The organism is Pseudomonas sp. RL_105y_Pfl2_101, assembly GCF_963970585.1.
Taxonomy (GTDB): Bacteria; Pseudomonadota; Gammaproteobacteria; order Pseudomonadales; family Pseudomonadaceae; genus Aquipseudomonas.
In genome coordinates, this window is sequence record NZ_CAXAPG010000001.1 from 466,953 (window position 1) to 487,103 (window position 20,151).

Sequence of the window (20,151 nt, forward strand, 5' to 3'; positions counted from 1 at the left end):
ATTTATAGTTACTAGTTGGGGAGCGCCAAATTTTCCACCGACTTCCAGACCCGCAGAAAACCTAGCCTCCCCGAAACATACCGTTCGTCTGGTGCCGGTACCATACAAAACGAAGGCTCGCAGAAATGCGGGCCTTTTGTTTTTGCGCTATACGTAACAAGCGGCGTAATAAGCGCTACTTCAAAGGTGCGAACCCCATGGATTGGATGCAGTTTGTTTCGGCGCTAGTGTCCGCCCTCGCATGGCCAGCCGCGGTGGTAACGGTCGTTTGCCTGCTAAAAGATCCGATCCTAGGGGTCATTCCCAAAATCCGTAGCTTCAAATACGGCGAGCTTCATGTCGATCTCACCGAGGAGTTGAAGGCAGTCCAGGAGAGTCTCACGGGCAAGCTCCAGGAACCTTCTGGTGATGAAAAAGCTCCCCTTCCGACGCCTGTTGCTCTTCAACTTGCTGCAGTATCGCCACGTGGAGCCATCCTGCATTCATGGCTTGAAGTAGAGGCGACCGTAGACCTGTTGGCTAACGAACTGGGCTACGAGTTTTCGGCGAAAGCCAGCGCCGTAGTGAAGATGCGAGTGCTGCACGATGAGCGAGTCATCGACCCTTTGATCTACACAACCTTTCTACAGCTGTCCAAAGTTCGAAACGATGCAGTGCACCTGACGGATCGTGAGATGGAGTACCAGGACGCCGCGATGATGTGGGGATCCTGCTCCTGGCTGATAGAGCGACTGAATGCAGCGTTGCCTCCGAATTCCGCCGAAGCCTGACGGCGCAGTTCCCATTGCCGAGGATCGCTACCGTACGCCGCAGGCATCATCGTCGGGCTCATCATTGTGTTGATGATGCTTGCCTGCCCCCCACCTAGTGGTTTCTGTCTTTTCATGTTTACTCCTCGGCCGGTACTTTTGAGGAGCGCCTATTTTCGGATAAAAGACGTGGCCGCAAATCAAGCACACGAGTAACAAGAAGTACGGACATTCGCATCTCGTCGGAGATCTTCAATGCTTCTTCTTGAAGCATCGCTTCAAGCCCCAATACATCTATGCGCTCACCGGAATCTGGATGTTCCCATTGACGGTCTTGAGCCACCGTCACTAGCAGACAACCAGAGCGACACTCCTCTGAAGCCATGTATTTAGTCACCAGTTGCGACTTAATCGTATCTCGTAGATCACGCCCCGTACGTCCATCACCTAGCTTCAACTCAATCACCGCTTGTTGATCAGAAGCCGTAGCACGAAGCCTTATGTCGGTCTCTTTCTCGTCTGCTGTTACCCCTTCCTGATCTACGGTATATGCCTGATTAGCTGTATTTCGTAGTTCTCGCGCAATTTCACGACGCATTACTTTTTCTTCGGAAATTCCCGCCCAAGCAGCGCGAGGGGAATCATCACGTAGCAACAAATCTTCAATATCGTCGAGGCGGTCGACCAAGAGCGCAAACAACTCCGTTCGAGTTATCGGAGGGGCTTCGCCATTGCGAATGAGAGCGACCACCTCTGCCTCCGATAGCACAGCTACGTCCGCCTCTCGAGCAGCCCCCTCGCGGGCCATCAACAACGTGCGGTCTCGAATGCGAGCGAATAGAGGATCGTCAGCCATTTCGAGCTTCACGTTCCAAGCTTCAGGCCCCTTAGAATCCATAAGAGCGCTCAATAAAGCGTCACGTCCACGCTGAGCGTGATCCCGGCTGCTGGGAGAGTAGGCCCCCTCATGCGTAATATCTTCAAAAGGCCGCACATGCCTATAGGCAAGGCGCAGAAGCCTAAGCAATACCTGAGGACTATATTTAGGGGTACGAAGGTCAATATACATCTCATGGTAAGGTTCGCCAAAAAGGAGAGCCATCCAGTCAACACCCGATCCCAGCAGACCAGGTTCTAACTTGTTCAAGCCTTGCTCCAAGTGCTCAACACCTACCGCAGGATCCATCCACATTATTACTGGAAGCCATATACGAGCCGTTGCCGAACCAAGACCGCACGTCAGCTGGTTCGCCGCAACAGTGACGAAGTACTTAAGTAGTTTCTCGTCGCCATTCTTCAGAAGGACGTCGAGCACCCTCCGCATCAGCTCTGCGACTTCGTCGCTTTTCTCAAGCGTCTTGGGGACGATGTTCTCATCCATCCATGCTTTGAGTCGGGGTTGAAACAAGCCCGCGAGTGCTGGCGTGGCATGGGCTATATTTTCCAACAGCATAGAGTGACGCTTAGGCACGATTTCATTCAGCTCGTACGTAAGCTCCGCCCCCAAAACCTCATCAACTGCGACAGGCTGCGCTTCGGCAAGATTTGCCAACCAAGAGGGAAAGCCATTCAGTTCAAGAAGCGCGTAACGAGAGGCAAGCCTGGCTTCACCGATGGAAAGTGCCTTCGCCCAATTTGGATCCTCGGCCTCCGCTGCAATTCCGGCGAGGCCGAGTTGCCAGCGGGTTAGAAAAGTATCCCTCTCGTCTCTAGGTCGTTCGCTACGCATCGAGGGGCAGTCATTGCGCCATAGCGTCGTCATTGTCGAACGTAAACGGTCAGCAACTTCTTTGCTGAAATGCCGCTCAATGAAGCTACGGCTCCAACCTGACGCTCGACTCTCCTCGCCAGACCGGCTCATCGCGGTCCATAAATTCCAAGCCGTGCTACCGGCTCGATCAGGGCTGAAAGCGGTTTGGGGATTATTAGCAACCTCCATCCAAAACATAACCCAGGACTCATGATCTTTGGCTCGACGACGCTCACTTTGTCTTCGTCCTCGTTCAAATCTCAATTCCATGGCAATCAGTTCACGATTCAGCGGTGCTGGTTTGAGATGATCATTGATAGCTTTCGTAAGCGTCGGGGAGTCTGCGACGCGCTCCTGAACAAGGAGTAAATGATGTCGCCATTCGCTTTGTAGTGCGACTTCTAACATTAGGCTGCGTTGAGAGAGCGGCATTTGCAGATCTGAGAGATTATCCAGTACCCATGTCGCATCCTGAACAGCATTCAAGGCTATAGGCCCATAGAAATTGGCCTCCATGAAACGTCGTCGTGGGTCGTCCTGCTTGGTTAGGAACTTCATCAAAGTGTCATCTGCCCAGAATGCAGCCTCTCTCACTGATGATGACGCTTTCCCAAACGCTGCTCGTAAATGCGTAGCAGGCTTATAAGAGGTGTACTCATCCCGAGCGAAGCGCAGGGCCAGGACGGATGATTGAATTACCGTTTCTGAGCGGCAACCTTCGGTGAACTGGCGAAGACATACGGCGGCAAGGGGAGCGGCTAGATGTCTCTTCGGGGAGGCAATATGAGGCCACTTGACGCGCCATTCGAGCCCATTTGATAGGAGCTCAGTCAAGCTTTTGCGCAAGCTTTCGAGATAATCGGGAGTCAGAACAGCGTCAGCGATAGATTGCCAGAACCAGTTAAACTCATCCTCGCGCTGGGCAGACTCTCCGGCGCGCGCGAGAAGAACGCAAACCTGCTCCGGACTGATTAGATTAGGAAACAGCCGAATTATCCCGTTTCTTAGCAGACTGACATCCCATATATCTGGACTGTTCTGCATACATTGAATCACCTCCTCCGATCGGGGATCACGGAGGTTAATCAATACCTCCAGCGCATCCATTCGTTCGCCACTTTCGGATTCACGGTTCATAACCACGGAAAAGGCAATATCGGCCCCTTCAACCATCGGAACAGCCGCGATTACTTTCAGTAGGAGTTCTCTCACCTCCGGATTTTCAACATTGCTATGCCAGAGACGTAGAACCTCGGGCGCAAGGTCCTGGCTGGCGAAGCGGTGAACTTGGATCTGAGGAACGCGCTTTCCACGCCAACCACCCTGACCGTAGCGCCGGACATAGGCATCCAACGCCGCGATACGCTGTTGGCTCGAAAGCGATTCAGGGTCCGCATGATCAAGCAGAACATCTGGTTCACGATCACGGACTTCCGAGAATATGCTCTCGTGAGATGAGGCGAGCCACGCAGCAACTGGCTGCATGGACGGTTTTACAACCTTAAGACCGTGCAACGTCTCGACAAAAAGGAGCCGTTTTACCGCTTTGACTGACATGCCAAAGTCCAGCAATGATTTCAGTCGCTGAGCCGCCAGATACTCGATAACTGATCGATGATGGAACCTAACACGGCCATAACTGGCAAAACCGAACAAAGCACGCTCCAACAAAGTCTCGCGCTCGTCGGCCGACCAATCCATTAAGATCACTGAGGGGTCTAAAGCGGTGCCCGGTTCACCGCCCCTATCGGCCTCGGCACTGTGTCGTAACGTTAGCTTGCGAGTTAACAGCGCAGCAAGGGCGAGACGACCAGCACCCTCGATAGCCTTCTCATTCGGTAGCTGGGCCTTTTCTCTGCGGTCTATACGAGGCTTCAGTTTGACCGCAACATTATGAGCAACCTGCTCACGGTGGGTACGAATGCGACGATAGTCGCGCCAATCAGCGCAGAGCTCGATCAAATCTTGAGGTCGGCGAGCAAAGTCTTCAGCGTTTCGCCTACGAATATCCTTAAGCATTTCGTCTGCATCGGCTACGCCTTGGAGAGTTGCCACACTTCGAATCTGGTCATCAGATAGGGGAAGCAATGTGACATTTCTCCAAATCGGTACAGTCGTCTCCTTACCCTTCCCTTCACTGTTATGCGTACTCATCGCAATGTCGGCAAAATTTGCTGAGGAAGGGGTCGACTCCCTTTTTTTTGGAACGGGGAGAAGCTGTTGGACTAGGCGATAATCAATGGGAATTGGTCGGGTGGTGATCACGATGCGCACGCGACCAAGTTGCCCCATAAGCGCCTTGTTGAGGCGTTTCAACGCCACTTCGAATGAGCCCAGCGTTAGCTTCAACTCGTCGATAGAATCCAGAAAAATGGTAGCCACATCTGATTGAGAGGCTAGCCATGCATCAAAACGCAGCTCCTCTTCAACCAGCAATAGTTCTCGAAGCTGATTTTGGCAGAGTTGAGCCAGATCCAAGTAAAACGCCGCCTCACCGGCGTTCCATTTTGTAAGCTGCTCAGCGCGGCATTCGTAAGTCTTACCAGCCCCGGCTTCCGAAACAATTAGCACACGGTCGGACTTGAGCAACTCATCCCAACCAAACCTGCCGAATGAGGCTGCTCGGGATTGGAATGAAACGGGGTCAAAGGAGTTGAAAGCGTCGTCTGAAAGCTCCTCAAAGCTTCGGTGAGTTCTGTGCGACGTCAAATCTGGGAAATCCATAGGGGGAGTCTTTAGTCCGTTGATCAAATCATTGTGCCTGTCCTTGATGGCCATATGAAAGCAGACTGTATTGCTTGGGGTGCAAACAGATTTTGCAGCGGAACGCGGATCAGGAAATGGTGAATGTTTTTTCCATAGCTCAGCCTGAAGTCATTCCTTACCACGTATCAATTGAAGCAGTCGGGTAACGGGGAGGCGGCGTGGTTTTCTTGCGAACGCCGCCTTCAGTAGCTTGCTGCTAGCCAGTTCACCGAGACGCTGAGTCGAGCCGGATAAACCTCATGAATTGAATTAGGATAATCTTAGGGATAGAAAAATTCTGAATTACAATAATTCATCAATAAAATAAGTAGTTAAGTTTCGATTCGACTCCTGGTGCCGCACCATACAAAACGAAACCCTCGCAGAAATGTGTAGTGTTTCTGGGTGTTCACTTTTCCTCCACACCCTGAAAAACCAGTGGGAGCGAGCTTGCTCGCGATGAGGCCATCAACCCCACCGACAATCTTTCAGCCAAGACAACGGGCAGCCTCTCCTAGCCCAGCTCAACCAAACAGCATCTTTTGCCAGTGATCCTCACCCACAATGGCAATCGAAGCACCCGCCTCCCGCAGTTCCACTGCCTTCATGATCTTCGTTCCGTAGGTGCTGTGGCGCCACTGCTCATTACCCACGCTGCCGACCACCAGGTAATGCACCTTCTTACTCACCCCGCCCCCAATCAAACCGCCACGCTCCTCGACCAATGCTTGGCAAGTTTTGCGCGGCCCAAAGGCCATGACACCTGTAAATACAAACATCCGGCCATCCCAGACCAAGTCAGGGGCTGGTGAATTGAAGGGAAGGTCCGTTGGCGTAACGGCAACGGCTCCGCCGACCTGCGACCTCTCAATGCCCACGCCAGAAAAGCTACGCAGGATGTTAAGCAACTCTAGGGATTCGTCCGGGTCCAGAGCATCGTCCTGAAGCATGGATGCCAAATGTGAATAGAGCAGATTGATCACCGGGTCACTCAGATGCGCGAGATTGTTTTCCAACCATTGCCTTAGAAAAATCGCCTCGTTGGTGTTCACGACACCGTCAGCCGTAATCCCAGCAGCCAACCCCACCAAGGCATCGGCGGCGCGTCGATCGATGCGGGTGCGGTGGAAGAATTTACTGTTTTCGAATTCGTTGTGTAGGTCCATTACGAGGGCTCCTCTGGGTGTATTGGTTCGACACTGGCTCATCACCGGCTGAGGAAGTGTTGTGTTCAAACCTAGCACTCCTGTGCGCGGTTCCCATTTTTTCGAGCAAATAATCACCCGCCAGCATCGCGCCACGATTGCGCCCTCCCCATCCACCCGCTACTCTTCAACCGTCGCTGCCAATTCAGCGACCGGGCGTAGGAAACCCGAAGTAAATCAAGGCGCATCAGCTGCGTCTCGCTTACTATTGCAGGCGCTTTTTTTGTGTCTGCGATATGCGTTATGGCGGCTGTGCGCGGGACACCTTCGGGTGTGCCGGGTGCCTTGATTCCCGGTTTTCCTACCCCGTGCATGGCCGCCACCCAATCCCGTAGGAAAGGACGGTTGCGGCTCTCACAGTCAAGGAGCCAGACAATGCCAAATCCCAAAGACCTCAAAACCCCAGGCCTAACCCCCTTCTCCTACCACTCCGACCGCCCGCTATTCCGCGTCAACAGCGGCATCCCCATCGGCGAAGCCCTGTCCCACGCTTCCGACCTGCTCCACGTCGCCAAGGTCCTGGCCGAGGACGCGGCGATGATTCGCAGCACGGATCGGTATGCCTGGGCGTCGTGTTATTTGCAGGACATGAGCAAGGCCGTCATTGATGACGTGGTGAAGGTGCTGGAGGCGCCGGGGAGTCATCCGGCTTAAGCGCCGCTGCTGCAATGCTGCTCCGAGGGGGGCAGCATTGATTTTGAAGGGCTGCTTCAGCCCAGCGGGAGCAAGCTCGCCACGAATTCACTCCCTGTAAGTAGCACTGCTGATTCTGTCAGGTGCTTTTTTATTCCAACTCACACCTGACTCACCTCAAACACAAACGAAATCTCCCGCTTCTGGGCACTCCAGACGTACCGAATGTGCTTGCCCTGCGTCGGTATCGAAACCGCCGGCGGGCGAAACGCGGCCACGCATTCGTGGCCGGGCAGGCGGACGCTGTTGTACAGCAGCCCCCACGACAAGGTTTCACGCAGTTGCCGGGCGAACACTTGGGAGGGGCCGTAGGCGGTGGGGTCGGGGTTGTGGAGGTGGGGGTGGTCGTGGCGGATGTCGTGCAGGGGTTTGACGACCTTGTTGACGTAGGTGCGCATGGTCAACTCCAGGTCTGGCTCGTTGGTCGCGCCAAGGAATCGCGCCTGGTGGTAACAGGTCTCGGCAATGGCGGCTTCCTGGCTGCTGGCGGCGTAATACACGCCGAAGGTGCCGTCGCTGAAGCGGCTGCTTTTGCCGATGTGGGTAAACGCCGCCATCACCGGCGAGGAGCCGGGGCCGGAAATGCGGTCCTCGGGGCGTACCCGGGACAGCACGCCGGCTTGTTCCATCAGCCGATCGTTGGTCAGCGCTTCCAGGGCGTAGGCGGTGGGCAAGTCTTCAGGGTCGAGTACGTCTTCAAACAGCGAAATCGGCGGGAAGCTGCTGTTGACGATGCGATAAGCCCGTTTCCATTGCGGGTCCGCCAATGGTGGCACCATCAACCGCGTACTCCGTCGAGGTATCGCCGCACATCGGCGATGTCCACCACCCGCCCGGTCAGCATGTAGGACAGCGCCGACTGACCATTGAACGGTGCCGCGGTGTTCGGGCTGCTGACCCATTGATAGGCACGGTCCCGGCTATTGCTGAAGATGATGCTCAACGCCTTGTGGATGCCCATGAGGTAGGAAATGCGCTCGAGCGTATCGCGAGGCAGCTTCACGTTTTCCGGCAGTTGTTTGTATTTGTAGAAGGTCGTGTTTCCCACCTTGCCCAGCAATGTGCGCTGCTGTTCAACGCTGCAGCCCCAGAGCGCCATGAGGTTGAAGAAGAACTTCAACGCGACTCGACCCGCCCCCGGGGAATCCAGTTGTTGCTGCGCATTGAGAGTGATGGAGGAAGTCGCCATGGGGTTGGGCTCCTTTGTCGCGGAGTGGTGCTTAGAGGATAGTACAGATATGGATTATTTTTAAGTTTTTATTCGCAAGTGGAATCCACAGACGCCCTATTTGAACAATTCGGCATGACTTCCCAAGTCAACAAACGTAACCAGGTTCGGGCGTGAATGCTCATAAATCAACAGAAAGTCACCGCCAATATGCCACTCTCGAAATCCAACCCAGTTACCCGTCAAGGCATGATCCATGTATTCGCTCGGTAGCTGCTCACCCAAAAAAAGCATGACCATCACATGACGCACTTCATTCATATCGCGCCGCCCTGCCCGTTTGTAACGCTCCCAGGACTTTTTGAATTCAGACGTATATGCACATTGCTTCGGCAATTCAGCGCGTTTTTGCTTTTCTCCCGGTTTCGCCATCAGCCTCTCTCAGCATGTCGTCTATCGAGTTGAATCGTTGACGGATATCCCGTGCCTCAATCATGGCCCGGGCGGTCTTGTCCGAAGGCACTCGTATCTCGAATGGAAGCCCCTGAGTCTCAACAACCTGGCGCAGGAAAAGACGCATCGCGTCGCTAACACTCAATCCGCAGGCGTTCAAAACTTCAGTGGCACGGGCCTTCAAGTCCTCATCAATGCGGCAACGCACGTCGGTGGTTTTTAATAGTGCACCCATGAAATAAACCTCATTGCTAAATTTGTAGCTACATTGGCGCTACCTAAAAAACATTGTGGTGGGACTGCCGCCATGGGTCAACGTCAGGTGGATAAGCGGCCTTGCATGGATAACGGCAGGTTTGGCATCGCCTGTATTAAGGGGCGTATTTCAACCTGAGTTTCCAAGGACGGATATCAGAGCGATCAGCCATGATGTTGGGAGTGCTCCGAGACTCACGCAGGATTTTTCGCAAGACAGTCCATCTATGACCCTGCTAACTGATCCCGGCCAGCACCGACTGGGCAAAATCCCCAAATCCCGCATAAGCTCAACCATCGCCTCCCGGCGCTTTTCGGCACAAAATCGCGACAACCGTGGCAAGGTGCATGATGATAGCCAGCATGCACTCCCTGGCCCGGACCAGGTGCACAACAATAGCGAGCCCACTTAAGCAGAGGGCATTACCTCATGGATAGCAGAATCCTACGCAACCTTATGCGTATCGTGCAGACCGGCTCGTTGTCGGCAGCGGCCGAGCATTCGTGCCTCACGGTGCAGGCGTTGGCGGCGCAGTTGAACAAGGTCGAGGAACAGTTCGGTTTCCGGTTGTTCCGGCGCTCGAACAAGGGCCTGACGTTGACGAGCCAAGGCGCGGAACTGACCCCCTTCATGGATCAGGTGCTGGTTGCCACCCGGCAGTTGGAGGATAAAGTCGCGGCGCTCAAGACGCCGCGACAGCGCACGCTCAGGGTGGCGCTCAATACCACCTTGCCGGCGGACTTCAATCGACGAATGATCGACCGCTTGATCGCTGTGTTCCCCCAGTATCAGCTGGAATTCAGCTACGCCGAGTCGATGGAGAACCTGAGCAAGCTCAGGAATGAAGATTTTGACCTGGCGATCCTGATCGGGCAGCAACAGGGTGGTTTTACCAGCATCACCATGCCGGATGTGCAGGTGCGGGTGGTGGGCGCCCATTGTGGCGATGCAGACGATTCCCTTGGCTTGCTCGGTGACAAGTTTCAGGTGCGTCCGGCAGAAGAATGCCCGTACTCCCACAGCTTCCTGCGCTTTCTCGACGCTGGCCTGGGCGAATACGGGTCGAGCCAGCGCATGGTGTATTCCTGCAGTGAGACGCTGACGTTGTCGTTGATCACGCAGCTCGATGGCTTGGGGCTGGTGTCCCGGGAAGCCGCGCTGCGCAACGGCCTGGCGATTTTCCCGGATTTCGAGGACTTTCTTGACGTCCGCCTGGCGGTGAACAATCCGGAGTTGTCCGGCCAGGCACTGCACGACGTGGTGGACCTGACGCTACAGGAACGAACCGAGCGCGATGTACGCCGCCGTGCCCACCGCCACACTGAGAAACAGGTTGCGGCTGAAATACGCACATAACAGCGTCGGAATCGCGGCATAAAACTCAGGGCGGTCGAGTTGTATCTGCTGGTCCTTGATCAGCAAGGGAGTCAGGCTGATGGCAGCGACGATCGCCACTGGCAGGTATTCCAGGGCGCGGGCGACGAAGGGCGGCCAGTGTTCGGTATTGATCTGCAACGGCAGGGCGCGCGGCAGGAAGGTCACGGCCATCATCAGGACCACCACCAGGATCAGGAACGTTTGGTCAGGCATACGCCCACCCCGCAGCCAACGAACGTGGCAATGAAGACATTGAATGGCGAGCTGCCCAGCAGGCTCAGCCCGCCCATGCAGACGACAGCCGCCAAGGCAGCGATCAGTTTGTTGCGGGTGTTGCACAACGAAACCAGCACATAGAGCATCATCGCCGTCAGGGCATAGTCGAGCTGGTATTTGATGAGGTGCGCCGCGTATTGCGCACACACGGCGCCCAGCAAGCCACCCAGCACCCAGGACGTGTGACAGAACAGGTTGAAGCCGACCAGGTAGCGCACGCTCACCGGCGCCCCGCTGCCAAGCTTGACGCTGTGGAACGCGAACGACTCGTCCGTCAGCCCCGCCGCGTAGCACCAGCGTTCGAAACGGCTGAGCCCCAGCGCACGCAGGGCCTTGGCCATGTAGACCGACATCAGCATGTGCCGGGCATTGATCAGGAACGTGGTGAGCACGATGGTGGTCAGCGACGCGCCGCTGGAAATCAACGCCAGCGCCGCGAATTGCGAAGCGCCCGCGTAGACGAACAGGCACATCGCCACCGGCAACCACAAGGGTAGCCCGGCGTTGACCGCCATCAGACCGAACACAAACGAAACCGTGAAATAACCCGCTACCACCGGACTGGCTTCAGCAAAGGTACGCGAGGCTTGTGCTTCGACCGCCAGCGGCTGGCTGGAAGTCTTGTTCATAAATCCCTCTCGAAGGTGATTTCACCCCGGGGCTCACAGAACCCCTGGGCCGCCCAGAAACGCTTGCCGGCCAGATTAGCATCGTCGACGAAAAGGAACATGCGCAGCACGCCTACCCGTTTCATGTCAGCCGATGCGGCCTCGACCAGGCGCTGCCCCAGGCCTTTGGTGCGATGCCGTGGGCTGACCGCCAAGTGATTGATCGTGCCACGGGTACCGAGCATACCGCCGATCACGGCGCCCACCACGTCACCGCTCGCATCGATGGCCATGTACGCGGTGGTGGTGTCCTGCAACAACACACCGCGCAAGAATCGGGCGTCCTGCCATTCGCAGAACGACACCTCATCGAAACCGCGAAAGAACCGCTCCAGTCGCTCGGCATCCCGGACCAACGCCCGGCGCAACAGGACCTGCTGCGTCGAGTCGCCCATGGGTTCGAGCCGTTCAGCGAACAATGTCGAAAGCGGTCCCGGGCCGCGAGAAGGAAATGGCCAGGATCTGCCGATACGCCATGTTATGGCTATGGGTATTGCGAGCCGGCGTCACGTAATGACGCATGTCGCGATCCAGGAAGAACGTGGTGTCGAGGATGTCCTCGTAGGTAATCGCCGCCAGCTGTTCTTCCTGGGCGGTGTATAAACGGCTTTCGGCACCCGCCACATTGTGGCGGCCCCAGAAATGCACGCCACTGAACGGGTACCCGTCGCAGTGAATCCCTTCAGGGGTGATTTCCAGCTGCTTGCCCGGCTTGATCTCGATGCGGATCTGATGGATCTGGCACTGCCAGATTTCATCGTGCAGTTCCTGCGGCAGGACGTTCTTGTACACCTCGAAGTCCGTGTCGATCAGGCTGCGCATCACCGGCGAATTGATCACTTCGTTGGAGAAGTCCTGGAAGTGCCGCTCCAGTCCGCCGACATAACTGTTGTTGGCCTTGGACTGAACATAGGCCCGGTGTTCGAGCTGCGTGAGCGCGCGGGTCGTTGGGTTGTATTCGAAGTCGCTGTAGCGGCGAAAACGCATGCCTGACTCGGCCTGGCCGTAGTAACTGTCGGGCTCCATGTTTTCCCAGCTTTTGGTCAGCCGGACAAAGTCGCCGAAATGACCGTAGAGGTTGAAGTCCCCACCGCTAACGTTGACGTATTTGTCACGCCTCAGCGCTTCGCCCACTTCCCTGTTCAGAACGATCATTTTTCAAAGGTCTCCGCTGCATTGAGCGGCCTAATCTAGTAGGTGCAGGATTTACGTCCATGAGAAAGTATTTGAGGCATTTCAAGCGGCGCTTGAAACGGTGGATAAAGTCGCATTGGTACGACTTTTTCTTGGGAATACAGGCGGTTACAGCGGTGTTTTTTGCGCAGTAAGCCAAAAGGCCCCGAGTCTGGCGTCGCAACGCTATTCACTTCAGGCAGGCATGAATCAATCGTGGCGAGGGCGCTTGCTCCCGCTTGAGTGCGCAGCGCTCACACCAGAAGGGCTGCTGCGCAGCCCAGCGGGAGCAAGCTCCCTCGCCACGGTTTTATAGACTTACAACCTGATCAGGCATCAGAAGACGTTGATCGGATAATCCACAAACACCCGCAGCTCATTGCCGCTGACGTTGTACTCGCTGGACTTCTGCGACACTCGCAGCACGGAACTGCGCAACCGTACGCTCAAGTCCTTGGCCGGGCCGCTCTGGACCACGTACTTGAACTGGTTGAAGATCTCGCGCTCGGTACCGCCTTCGCTGGTGGAGGTGGTGATGTTATCGCCACGCACATAAGCGACGTTGTAGGTCAGGCCCGGTACGCCAAAGGTGGTGAAGTCCAGGCCATAGCCCAACTGCCAGCTGCGTTCGTCTTCAGCGTTGAAGTCGGACCAGTAGGAGTTGGCCAGGTAGATCGTGTTGCCGCCATCACCCACACGATTCTGCCCGCGCTGATAACCGCCGTAGGCATAACCCAAGTTGCTGTCGCCGGTGCTGCGCTGGTGGGCGAGCGTGAAGCTGTGCGGGCCCGTGGCGAAGGTGGCAGCCAGGCTCCAGATCTTGTTGTCGTCGCCGGTGACGTTGTTTTCACGAACGTAGCTGTTGTCCAGCTTGGTGCGATAACCGTTGAAGTCCAGGGTCAGGGACTGATCCTTGGCCAGCGGGAACATATAGTTGGCGTTGACGTATTGCTTCTTCAATACATCCTCGACATCCGAGGCGTAGAGCGAAGCCTTGAACTGCTCGGTGAACTGATAGCTGCCGCCCAAGACGTTGATCGACTTCAGGCCACCGCTGTCGCGGCCTTCGGCGCTCTTGCGCGATTCGGCGGTGAAACGGCCGGCATTGAGTTCCAGGCCCTTGATCTCCTTGGAGGTGATCAGCGTGCCGGTGTAGCTTTCCGGCAGCAGGCGCGAGTTGTCATAGCTGAGCACCGGCAGGGCCGGCATCTGGTCGCCGTAGGCCAGCACGGTGTTGGAGACGCGGAACTTGACCGCAGCCCCGAACTTGGACAGGTCATCGGCTGCGTTGCCGCTGTCGCCCCGCTTGAAGAAGTCGATGCCGCCCGCACCGCTGCGGCCTTTGCCGCCGTCCAGGCGCAGCGCGTACAGGCCGAACGCATCCACACCGACACCCACGGTGCCCTGGGTGAAGCCGGACGAGAAGGTAGCGATGGCCGCTTGACCCCATTCGGCTTTGTCTTCGTTGCCATCTTTGTAGTCGCGGTTGATATAAGCGTTGCGTAACAGCACGTTCAAGCTGCTGTCTTCAACGAACCCTTTGGACTGCGCCTGGTCGTTGGCCATGGCGTGTGTCGTGCTCAAGATCCCCAGTGCGATCAAACTAATGCGCTTGTTCAACATGTTTATTTTCCTTGTACGGGTTGATACGCACTGCGGCGGGCAACCGAAATGGCGCTTTTGCGCTCTTTTTCGGACTCTTGCTCCTGAAAATAATGAAAAGGCCCGCCCACGAGTGATCGTGTCGGGCCTTTTTATTATTTAAGAGTCATGGTTGTTAGCCACAGGCGTAAGGCGAATCCTAGTCGCGCCCTCAACGGTGTGTCAATTTCGTGAAACGTCTGTAATTAGGCAAAAAATGTCTAAGAACTGCTCACCGCGAACAGCCGTCCAGACCGCAGGCCGCTGATGACGTGGAGGCCTGAACTGGCAAGGCTTGCGTCAGCCATTGGGCGAATGCCTCGGGTTTGCCAAGCCAGGGGCCGATGTCGATCCGCGTGAACTGGCCGTCCAGCTCCAGGACCAAGGTCGGGAAACCCTGGCCGCCGACCTGGGCCAGCAAGGTACGACTGGCCTGGATATGCCCCTGCACATCAACCGCGCGCAATGCCGCCAGGAACGCCTGGGCCGGCAGGCCGATGGTTTGGGCGAGCTCCAGCAGGACGGTTTCGTCAGCGATGCGCCGGCCTTCAACGTAGTGTGCGGTTTGCAGACGCCCGAGCAACTCCAGGCCGTGGCCGCCGAGCTGTTCGGCAGCCAGGATCGCGGCGGTCGGCGGCGCCGAATCGAACACGGCGCTGAGGTCGCGCAGCAAACCCTCGAAATAGGCCTCGCCAAATGGCTGCCCGGAATACTCGGCGATACGCCGGTCGTGGGGCATCACGTAATTGCGCAATTGCGGCGAGACCTGCTGGCGATTGGCACCGGTCATCATGCCGCCGCCATGGGCAATGACCGGCAAAACGGTCCGGGCAGCCTGCACCAACGGCTTGGCGCCGTAGCACCAGCCGCACAGCGGGTCGTAGATATAGTGAACAGTGGTCATGGGAACTGCGCTGGCCATAGGGATTCGATGGCTGCAGGATAGTCTTGAGAGCGCTGCGGAAAAACGCTGGAACGGTTTTCAGTGTGTTTCGTGGATCGGTCGAATGCCGCGTGGGAGCGGGCTTGCTCGCGAAGACGTCGGTTCAGCTACATAGGCAGTGACTGACACACCGCCTTCGCGAGCAAGCCCGCTCCCACAGGGATTTGCGTCAATCCACAGATCCTTCGGACACAAAAAAAGCGCTGCCATCCCGGCCAGCGCTTTTTATCAATCCTTCGAAGTCTATCCTTGCATCACCCTTGCATCACATCCCACAACGCTTCCAGTTCCGCCTCGCTGAACAGGCCAGCGGGGTAACGCTCAACGATTATCCGGCGCGGATCAGGCTCTCTGATCTGACGCGTTCCGTTGGACTTCAACCACTGCGCCAAGGCTTGAAGCGACTCACCATTAACGGCCAAGGGATGGCATGTGCGCTCGCTTATCATATTCATTCCAGCGCCCTCTCCTGGTTGATGAGCGGTCAATTTATCCAAGGTTTATGACAAAACAACTCAGTTCTCTCCCCAGAACTGCCGAAGTACAGATACAAGAGCTATGCCAATGTATCCGCCACGCCAATAAACAGGCACAAAAAAACCCGCAACCCAATCAGGCCGCGGGTTTGCCAGGATGGATCCAAAAGCGCCGAGCTAGAGCCAGCGCAGTCGATATCACCCTGCTGTTACATCGCCACTCATTTTGCGCGTGGTGCGGGTTGCTGTTGGGTAAGGCAATGGATATTCCCGCCCCCCAGTAACAGTTCGCGCCCAGGCACCATGACCACTTCGTGCTGCGGGAACAGGTTCTGCAGGATGTCCCTGGCCGGTGCGTCCAGCGGATCGTCAAAACTTGGGGCGATGATGCCGCCGTTGACGATCAGGAAATTCACATAGGAGCCGGCCAGCCGCACGGTTGGGCTGCGCTCCTGGGACCCTTCCACCGCATCGACGCCGGCACATTCTTCTTCGGTGGCATACAACGGCCCCGGAATCGGCATTTTGTGCACGGTGAACGGGCGTCCCTTGGCGTCAGTGCTGTTTTGCAGCACGCTCATCGCCGCGTGGCAACGGCTGTAGTTCGGGTTTTGCGGGTCGTCGGTCCAGGCAAGCAGGACTTCACCCGGCCGCACGTAGCAACAGAAGTTATCCACGTGGCCGTCGGTTTCGTCATTGAACAGACCGTCCGGCAACCAGATGATCTTGTCCACCGCCAACTGCGCACTGAGCACCGCTTCGATCTCTTCACGGTTCAAATGCGGGTTGCGATTGCGGTTGAGCAGGCACTCTTCGGTGGTGATCAGGGTGCCTTCGCCATCCACGTGGATCGAGCCGCCCTCGAGCACAAAACCTTCGGTGCGATAACGCGGGCTGCGCTCGATTTCGAGGATCTTGCCGGCCACTTGCGCATCACGGTTCCACGGCGCATACAGGCCACCGTCGAAACCGCCCCAGGCGTTGAAATCCCAATCGACTCCGCGCACTTCGCCGTTGTCATTAATGACGAACGTCGGGCCTGTGTCGCGAACCCAGGCGTCGTCGCTGGACATTTCCACCAGACGGATATTCGGTACGTCGAGACGCGCCCGGGCATTTTCGTATTGGGCCGCAGACACCGCCACGGTCACCGGTTCAAAACGGGCGATGGCCTTGGCGACCGTTATGTGGGCGGCCTGCGCAGGCTTGCCGCCCAGGCGCCAGTTGTCCGGGCGCTCGGGCCAGATCATCCAGACTTGGGTCTGGGTCGCCCACTCGGCAGGCATGTGGAAACCATCCGCGCGGGGAGTGCTGTGCAACGTTGTCATGGGTCATCTCCTGGGCGATGGGCAATGCCGACTTTATAAACGATAAATATCGACTAATAAAGTCAGTAAAACTAACAACCATCAAAAAACAGCGCCAAACATCGACAAAAATCGATTTTATAAATCAGTGCGAAACCCTGTGAGTGCGAGCCTGCTCGCTCCCACAGGGGAACAGCTTGGCGTTCCAGATCGGTTACAGCCCCTCGTCCAAGACTTTCACCAGCATATCGACGAAGAAATCCACGCTCTGGCGCGAGGTGACCATAGGCGGTTTGATCTTGAGGATGTTCAGGTAATCGCCGGTCGGTTGCATGAAAATCCCCAACGCGCGCAGACGGTTGCACAGCGCCGCGGTTTCTTCAGTGGCCGGCTCCAACGTGTCGCGATCGCGGATCAATTCCACGCCCAGGTAAAAGCCGGAGCCATGCACCGCGCCGACCAATGGATAGCGGTCGATCAAGGCCTCCAGCCGAGCCTTGAAATGTCCGCCCACCACCCGGGCGTTTTCCCAGAGATTGTCTTCTTCCATGACATCCAGCACCGCCATGCCGATCTGACAACTGACCGGGCTACCACCGGCCGACGAGAAGAAATACCCCTCGGCTTCCAGCGCCTCGGCGATCTCCCGGCGGGTGATGACCGCGCCCAGCGGCTGGCCGTTGCCCATGCCCTTGGCCATGGTGATGATGTCTGGCACCACACCTTGCTCTTCGAAGCCCCAGAAAAACTCGCCCATGCGCCCGTAACCGACCTGTACTTCGTCGGCGATGCAGACCCCACCGCGCTCGCGCACCATCGCGTAGACCTGCTTCAGGTAACCGGGCGGCAGCGCGATCCCACCGGCGTTGCCGTACACCGGTTCGCAGATGAAACCGGCGAGCTGGCGCTTGTTCTCGGCGATTTTCGCCAGGTTGTGTTCGACGCTGCGCACGTAGTCCGGCGCAGTGTCGGGGCCACGGAATTCGCCGCGATAGGTGTTCGGTGCAGTCACCGGATGCACCCAGTCCGGGCGGCTGCTCAGGGCCTGGGGGTTGTCGGCGATGGACGTCGAGACCGCATCGGCCGCCACTGACCAGCCGTGATAGGCCTCCAACACACTGAGCATGTCCCGCCCGCCGCTGTAGGCCCAGGCCAGGCGGATCGCCAGGTCGTTGGCCTCGGTGCCGCTGTTGACCAGGAACACCCGGTCCATGTTGGACGGCGCCAACGCCAGCAGGCGTTCGGAAAATTCGGCGATCGCCGCATAGTGGAAACGCGAGTTGGTATTGAGCAGCGACCACTGCCGGGCAGCCACTGCCGCCATGCGTGGATGACCATGGCCCAACACCGCGACATTGTTGAGCATGTCCAGGTACGAGCGGCCCTGCATGTCGATCAGGTGATTGCGCCAGCCGCGCTCGATGCGCGGCGGGTCGACGTAGTAGTGCTTTTGCGAACGGGCAAAGCTCGCATCGCGACGGGCCAGCAGCACGTCGGGATCGATCTCCGGCTCGGCATCGCAAGCCAGCCCCAGCAGCACCGCTGGCGAAGGGCAAAGCGCCTGCCAGGCCAGTGCCCTGGAGGGCGTGCAGAACAGCGGCGGATTCACCTGGGCGCCCCGGCACAACTGGACCCGCAACGGCCCCGTCACTTCGCCCAGCACCTGCCCCTTGACCAGTGCCGCGCCGGAATGCAGCGGCGAGGTCACGCCCCACAGCCGCACGCTCAACTGGGTACTGTCCAGCTGCAATAAACCCTCGGCGGTCTTGTGCACGACCCCAGCGAAAGGGGATTCGAGCGGCGTCCCCAGCGCAACGCTCAACTCTACGTGCAGTGGATACGTATCGGGTTCGACGGCGCTGTCCGGCCGGGTGCGGGATAACCGGTATTGCCCATAGCGGCTGGCGGCCAGGCCATGAACGCCCGCGGCCTCGCTCAGCAGGCGCTGGTCGATCCCCGGCTGCTCCCAATTGCCGGCCTCGAAATGCGGGCTCAGTACACCCAGGTCAATCAGCGCAAACTCACGCCCCACCAGGGTCGGCAACAGCGGCGCAAAGCCTTCGCTGGCGATGGGCGGCAGGCTGTGGCCGACGGCGGTGAGAATCGCCGCTTCCATCAGTTCGAAGGGCACCGAGTGGGCGACCCGGAAAATCTCCCACTCATGCGCCAGGTTGTCGCGGCTGTATTGGTTGTCCGGGTCGATGGAAACCTGCTGCTCACCGCTGAGCACCAGTACCGCGGCGCGCGCCACGATCAGTGGCCACAGCGCCAACAGCTCTTCGTGTTGCAAGGGGTTGACCGCGTGGTAGGCCTTGATCGCCGGCAAGATAAAGAATGGATCGCCGTCGGCGTGGTGCAGCAGGGCCGCGCACGTCACCGACAAGTCAGTGACGCGCCAGGTGCGGATCAGGTCGCCGAAATCGATGACGCCCTGCAATTGCCATTGGCGCTGGGCATCGCGCTGCCAGACCACGTTGTCGTCGGTGATGTCCATGTGGATCGCCTGCACCGGCAGGCTGGCCTTGAGCGGCTGCAAGCGCCGCTCGGCCTGTTGCGCGACCTCGGCGATCAGTTGCCGCCGCTGATCGTCGTCGATGACAGGCAACAGGTGATCGACCAGGGCGGGGGCGTGGCGCGCGTCCCATTGCAGGGTACGCTCCAGGCCTGGGTGGTCGAATGTCGCCAGGGCCAGGTCCATTTCCGCGCACAGGCGGCCCAGGCCGGTCACCAACTCAGGCGGCAGGTGTTTGAGTTGCGTGAGGGACTGGCCGTCGATGTACTCCAGCAGTCGCATGTGAACCGCTTGCCCGTCGACGTCCAATGTCAGCAGGTCCAGGCCGTTGCTGGCGGTAATCACCCGCGGCACCTTCACCGCGTCGTGCCCGGCCAACTGCTTGAGGGCTGCGTGTTGGGCCTGGAGTTCCTGGACAGCGTAGTCGCCGTGGCAAATTTTCAACACAAAGCGCCCGCGCTCGCTGTCGACGCGGTAGTTGAGGTCCTGGTGGCTGCCAAGGGGTCGCAGGTCGCCGCTGAGTCCGTAGTTCAAGCGCAACAGCACCAACGCCTGCTCGGCGCTAATCTGTGGGCTTGGCAAACTGGCACGGTGAACCAACGTAGTGAGCAGCATACAACGACCCCTGAGGTGGTTTTGATCGGATGCCTATCACGCCACTGAGTCGGGGGATAAGCAACCCCCCCTGTTCAAAAATATGCACAGCTCTCCTGAGAGGCTATATGGGGAGGGGGTGTCCATAGGATATTCGCTTGCACC

Annotated in this window: 18 protein-coding genes; 3 read left to right on the top strand and 15 right to left on the bottom strand. The window is 57.6% G+C overall.

All coding sequences use genetic code 11. From position 1 onward, the window contains the following. Nucleotides 1-197: 197 nt before the first annotated feature. A complete protein-coding gene (locus tag AACY31_RS02055) occupies nucleotides 198-770 on the top strand; it encodes a hypothetical protein (RefSeq protein ID WP_339503779.1) in 573 nt (190 codons plus the stop codon). A gap of 118 nt (nucleotides 771-888) precedes the next feature. Here AACY31_RS02055 and AACY31_RS02060 read toward each other — a convergent pair whose 3' ends face one another. Continuing rightward, the gene (locus tag AACY31_RS02060) at nucleotides 889-5,223 is read right to left on the bottom strand and encodes a hypothetical protein (RefSeq protein ID WP_339503781.1); all 4,335 of its coding nucleotides are present in this window, start codon (nucleotides 5,221-5,223) and stop codon (nucleotides 889-891) included. Between the two features lie 545 nt (nucleotides 5,224-5,768). After that, nucleotides 5,769-6,410 (bottom strand): BRCT domain-containing protein, encoded by a 642-nt coding sequence (locus tag AACY31_RS02065; RefSeq protein WP_339481454.1) that lies wholly within the window; start codon nucleotides 6,408-6,410, stop codon nucleotides 5,769-5,771. A gap of 414 nt (nucleotides 6,411-6,824) precedes the next feature. On the opposite strand from AACY31_RS02065, the gene AACY31_RS02070 reads away from it, so the two are divergent. Beyond that, nucleotides 6,825-7,103, top strand: a complete 279-nt coding sequence (locus tag AACY31_RS02070) for a DUF3077 domain-containing protein (protein WP_339503783.1) — start codon at nucleotides 6,825-6,827, stop codon at nucleotides 7,101-7,103. A gap of 140 nt (nucleotides 7,104-7,243) precedes the next feature. On the opposite strand, the gene AACY31_RS02075 is transcribed toward AACY31_RS02070, so the two are convergent. The 4 genes from AACY31_RS02075 to AACY31_RS02090 form a co-directional block, all read right to left on the bottom strand. Then, the gene (locus AACY31_RS02075; protein ID WP_339491369.1) at nucleotides 7,244-7,921 is read right to left on the bottom strand and encodes an RES family NAD+ phosphorylase; all 678 of its coding nucleotides are present in this window, start codon (nucleotides 7,919-7,921) and stop codon (nucleotides 7,244-7,246) included. After that, nucleotides 7,921-8,331: an MbcA/ParS/Xre antitoxin family protein gene (locus AACY31_RS02080; RefSeq protein WP_339481446.1), complete on the bottom strand. Its 411-nt coding sequence runs from the start codon at nucleotides 8,329-8,331 to the stop codon at nucleotides 7,921-7,923. Before AACY31_RS02080 ends, AACY31_RS02075 begins: the two co-directional genes overlap by 1 nt. A gap of 96 nt (nucleotides 8,332-8,427) precedes the next feature. Next, nucleotides 8,428-8,742 carry a type II toxin-antitoxin system YafQ family toxin gene (locus AACY31_RS02085; RefSeq protein ID WP_339481445.1) on the bottom strand — a complete coding sequence of 105 codons (315 nt, stop codon included), beginning with the start codon at nucleotides 8,740-8,742 and terminating at the stop codon, nucleotides 8,428-8,430. Then, nucleotides 8,708-8,998, bottom strand: coding sequence for a type II toxin-antitoxin system RelB/DinJ family antitoxin (locus tag AACY31_RS02090; protein WP_041475661.1), 291 nt, complete (start codon nucleotides 8,996-8,998; stop codon nucleotides 8,708-8,710). Before AACY31_RS02090 ends, AACY31_RS02085 begins: the two co-directional genes overlap by 35 nt. 450 nt (nucleotides 8,999-9,448) lie before the next feature. On the opposite strand from AACY31_RS02090, the gene AACY31_RS02095 reads away from it, so the two are divergent. Then, nucleotides 9,449-10,375 carry a LysR family transcriptional regulator gene (locus tag AACY31_RS02095; RefSeq protein WP_339481444.1) on the top strand — a complete coding sequence of 309 codons (927 nt, stop codon included), beginning with the start codon at nucleotides 9,449-9,451 and terminating at the stop codon, nucleotides 10,373-10,375. Here the strand turns inward: AACY31_RS02095 and AACY31_RS02100 are convergent. The 9 genes from AACY31_RS02100 to AACY31_RS02140 form a co-directional block, all read right to left on the bottom strand. Beyond that, on the bottom strand, nucleotides 10,292-10,609 hold the full coding sequence (locus AACY31_RS02100; RefSeq protein ID WP_041475660.1) for an AzlD domain-containing protein: 318 nt from the start codon (nucleotides 10,607-10,609) through the stop codon (nucleotides 10,292-10,294). The genes AACY31_RS02095 and AACY31_RS02100 overlap by 84 nt on opposite strands. Beyond that, nucleotides 10,588-11,301: an AzlC family ABC transporter permease gene (locus AACY31_RS02105; RefSeq protein ID WP_339481443.1), complete on the bottom strand. Its 714-nt coding sequence runs from the start codon at nucleotides 11,299-11,301 to the stop codon at nucleotides 10,588-10,590. Before AACY31_RS02105 ends, AACY31_RS02100 begins: the two co-directional genes overlap by 22 nt. Beyond that, the gene (locus AACY31_RS02110) at nucleotides 11,298-11,735 is read right to left on the bottom strand and encodes a GNAT family N-acetyltransferase (protein ID WP_339481442.1); all 438 of its coding nucleotides are present in this window, start codon (nucleotides 11,733-11,735) and stop codon (nucleotides 11,298-11,300) included. Before AACY31_RS02110 ends, AACY31_RS02105 begins: the two co-directional genes overlap by 4 nt. 13 nt (nucleotides 11,736-11,748) lie before the next feature. Then, entirely contained in the window at nucleotides 11,749-12,495 is a 747-nt protein-coding gene (locus tag AACY31_RS02115; RefSeq protein ID WP_339481441.1) for a 2OG-Fe dioxygenase family protein, read from the bottom strand. A gap of 354 nt (nucleotides 12,496-12,849) precedes the next feature. After that, nucleotides 12,850-14,136 carry an OprD family porin gene (locus AACY31_RS02120; RefSeq protein WP_339491371.1) on the bottom strand — a complete coding sequence of 429 codons (1,287 nt, stop codon included), beginning with the start codon at nucleotides 14,134-14,136 and terminating at the stop codon, nucleotides 12,850-12,852. 250 nt (nucleotides 14,137-14,386) lie between these two features. Further along, a complete protein-coding gene (locus AACY31_RS02125; RefSeq protein ID WP_339481439.1) occupies nucleotides 14,387-15,058 on the bottom strand; it encodes a DsbA family protein in 672 nt (223 codons plus the stop codon). Between the two features lie 293 nt (nucleotides 15,059-15,351). Continuing rightward, nucleotides 15,352-15,552, bottom strand: coding sequence for a hypothetical protein (locus tag AACY31_RS02130; RefSeq protein WP_025211311.1), 201 nt, complete (start codon nucleotides 15,550-15,552; stop codon nucleotides 15,352-15,354). A gap of 242 nt (nucleotides 15,553-15,794) precedes the next feature. After that, nucleotides 15,795-16,901, bottom strand: a complete 1,107-nt coding sequence (aguA, locus tag AACY31_RS02135; protein ID WP_339491372.1) for an agmatine deiminase — start codon at nucleotides 16,899-16,901, stop codon at nucleotides 15,795-15,797. 193 nt (nucleotides 16,902-17,094) lie between these two features. Further along, complete coding sequence (locus AACY31_RS02140; protein ID WP_339503785.1) at nucleotides 17,095-20,007, bottom strand: aminotransferase; 2,913 nt, start codon at nucleotides 20,005-20,007, stop codon at nucleotides 17,095-17,097. Nucleotides 20,008-20,151: the final 144 nt, after the last annotated feature.

Coding starts and splice junctions, on each gene's coding strand:
- AACY31_RS02055 (WP_339503779.1), top strand. CDS start 198: ATGGATTGGATGCAGTTTGTTTCGGCGCTAGTGTCCGCCCTCGCATGG.
- AACY31_RS02060 (WP_339503781.1), bottom strand. CDS start 5,223: ATGGATTTCCCAGATTTGACGTCGCACAGAACTCACCGAAGCTTTGAG.
- AACY31_RS02065 (WP_339481454.1), bottom strand. CDS start 6,410: ATGGACCTACACAACGAATTCGAAAACAGTAAATTCTTCCACCGCACC.
- AACY31_RS02070 (WP_339503783.1), top strand. CDS start 6,825: ATGCCAAATCCCAAAGACCTCAAAACCCCAGGCCTAACCCCCTTCTCC.
- AACY31_RS02075 (WP_339491369.1), bottom strand. CDS start 7,921: ATGGTGCCACCATTGGCGGACCCGCAATGGAAACGGGCTTATCGCATC.
- AACY31_RS02080 (WP_339481446.1), bottom strand. CDS start 8,331: ATGGCGACTTCCTCCATCACTCTCAATGCGCAGCAACAACTGGATTCC.
- AACY31_RS02085 (WP_339481445.1), bottom strand. CDS start 8,742: ATGGCGAAACCGGGAGAAAAGCAAAAACGCGCTGAATTGCCGAAGCAA.
- AACY31_RS02090 (WP_041475661.1), bottom strand. CDS start 8,998: ATGGGTGCACTATTAAAAACCACCGACGTGCGTTGCCGCATTGATGAG.
- AACY31_RS02095 (WP_339481444.1), top strand. CDS start 9,449: ATGGATAGCAGAATCCTACGCAACCTTATGCGTATCGTGCAGACCGGC.
- AACY31_RS02100 (WP_041475660.1), bottom strand. CDS start 10,609: ATGCCTGACCAAACGTTCCTGATCCTGGTGGTGGTCCTGATGATGGCC.
- AACY31_RS02105 (WP_339481443.1), bottom strand. CDS start 11,301: ATGAACAAGACTTCCAGCCAGCCGCTGGCGGTCGAAGCACAAGCCTCG.
- AACY31_RS02110 (WP_339481442.1), bottom strand. CDS start 11,735: ATGGGCGACTCGACGCAGCAGGTCCTGTTGCGCCGGGCGTTGGTCCGG.
- AACY31_RS02115 (WP_339481441.1), bottom strand. CDS start 12,495: ATGATCGTTCTGAACAGGGAAGTGGGCGAAGCGCTGAGGCGTGACAAA.
- AACY31_RS02120 (WP_339491371.1), bottom strand. CDS start 14,136: ATGTTGAACAAGCGCATTAGTTTGATCGCACTGGGGATCTTGAGCACG.
- AACY31_RS02125 (WP_339481439.1), bottom strand. CDS start 15,058: ATGACCACTGTTCACTATATCTACGACCCGCTGTGCGGCTGGTGCTAC.
- AACY31_RS02130 (WP_025211311.1), bottom strand. CDS start 15,552: ATGAATATGATAAGCGAGCGCACATGCCATCCCTTGGCCGTTAATGGT.
- aguA (WP_339491372.1), bottom strand. CDS start 16,901: ATGACAACGTTGCACAGCACTCCCCGCGCGGATGGTTTCCACATGCCT.
- AACY31_RS02140 (WP_339503785.1), bottom strand. CDS start 20,007: ATGCTGCTCACTACGTTGGTTCACCGTGCCAGTTTGCCAAGCCCACAG.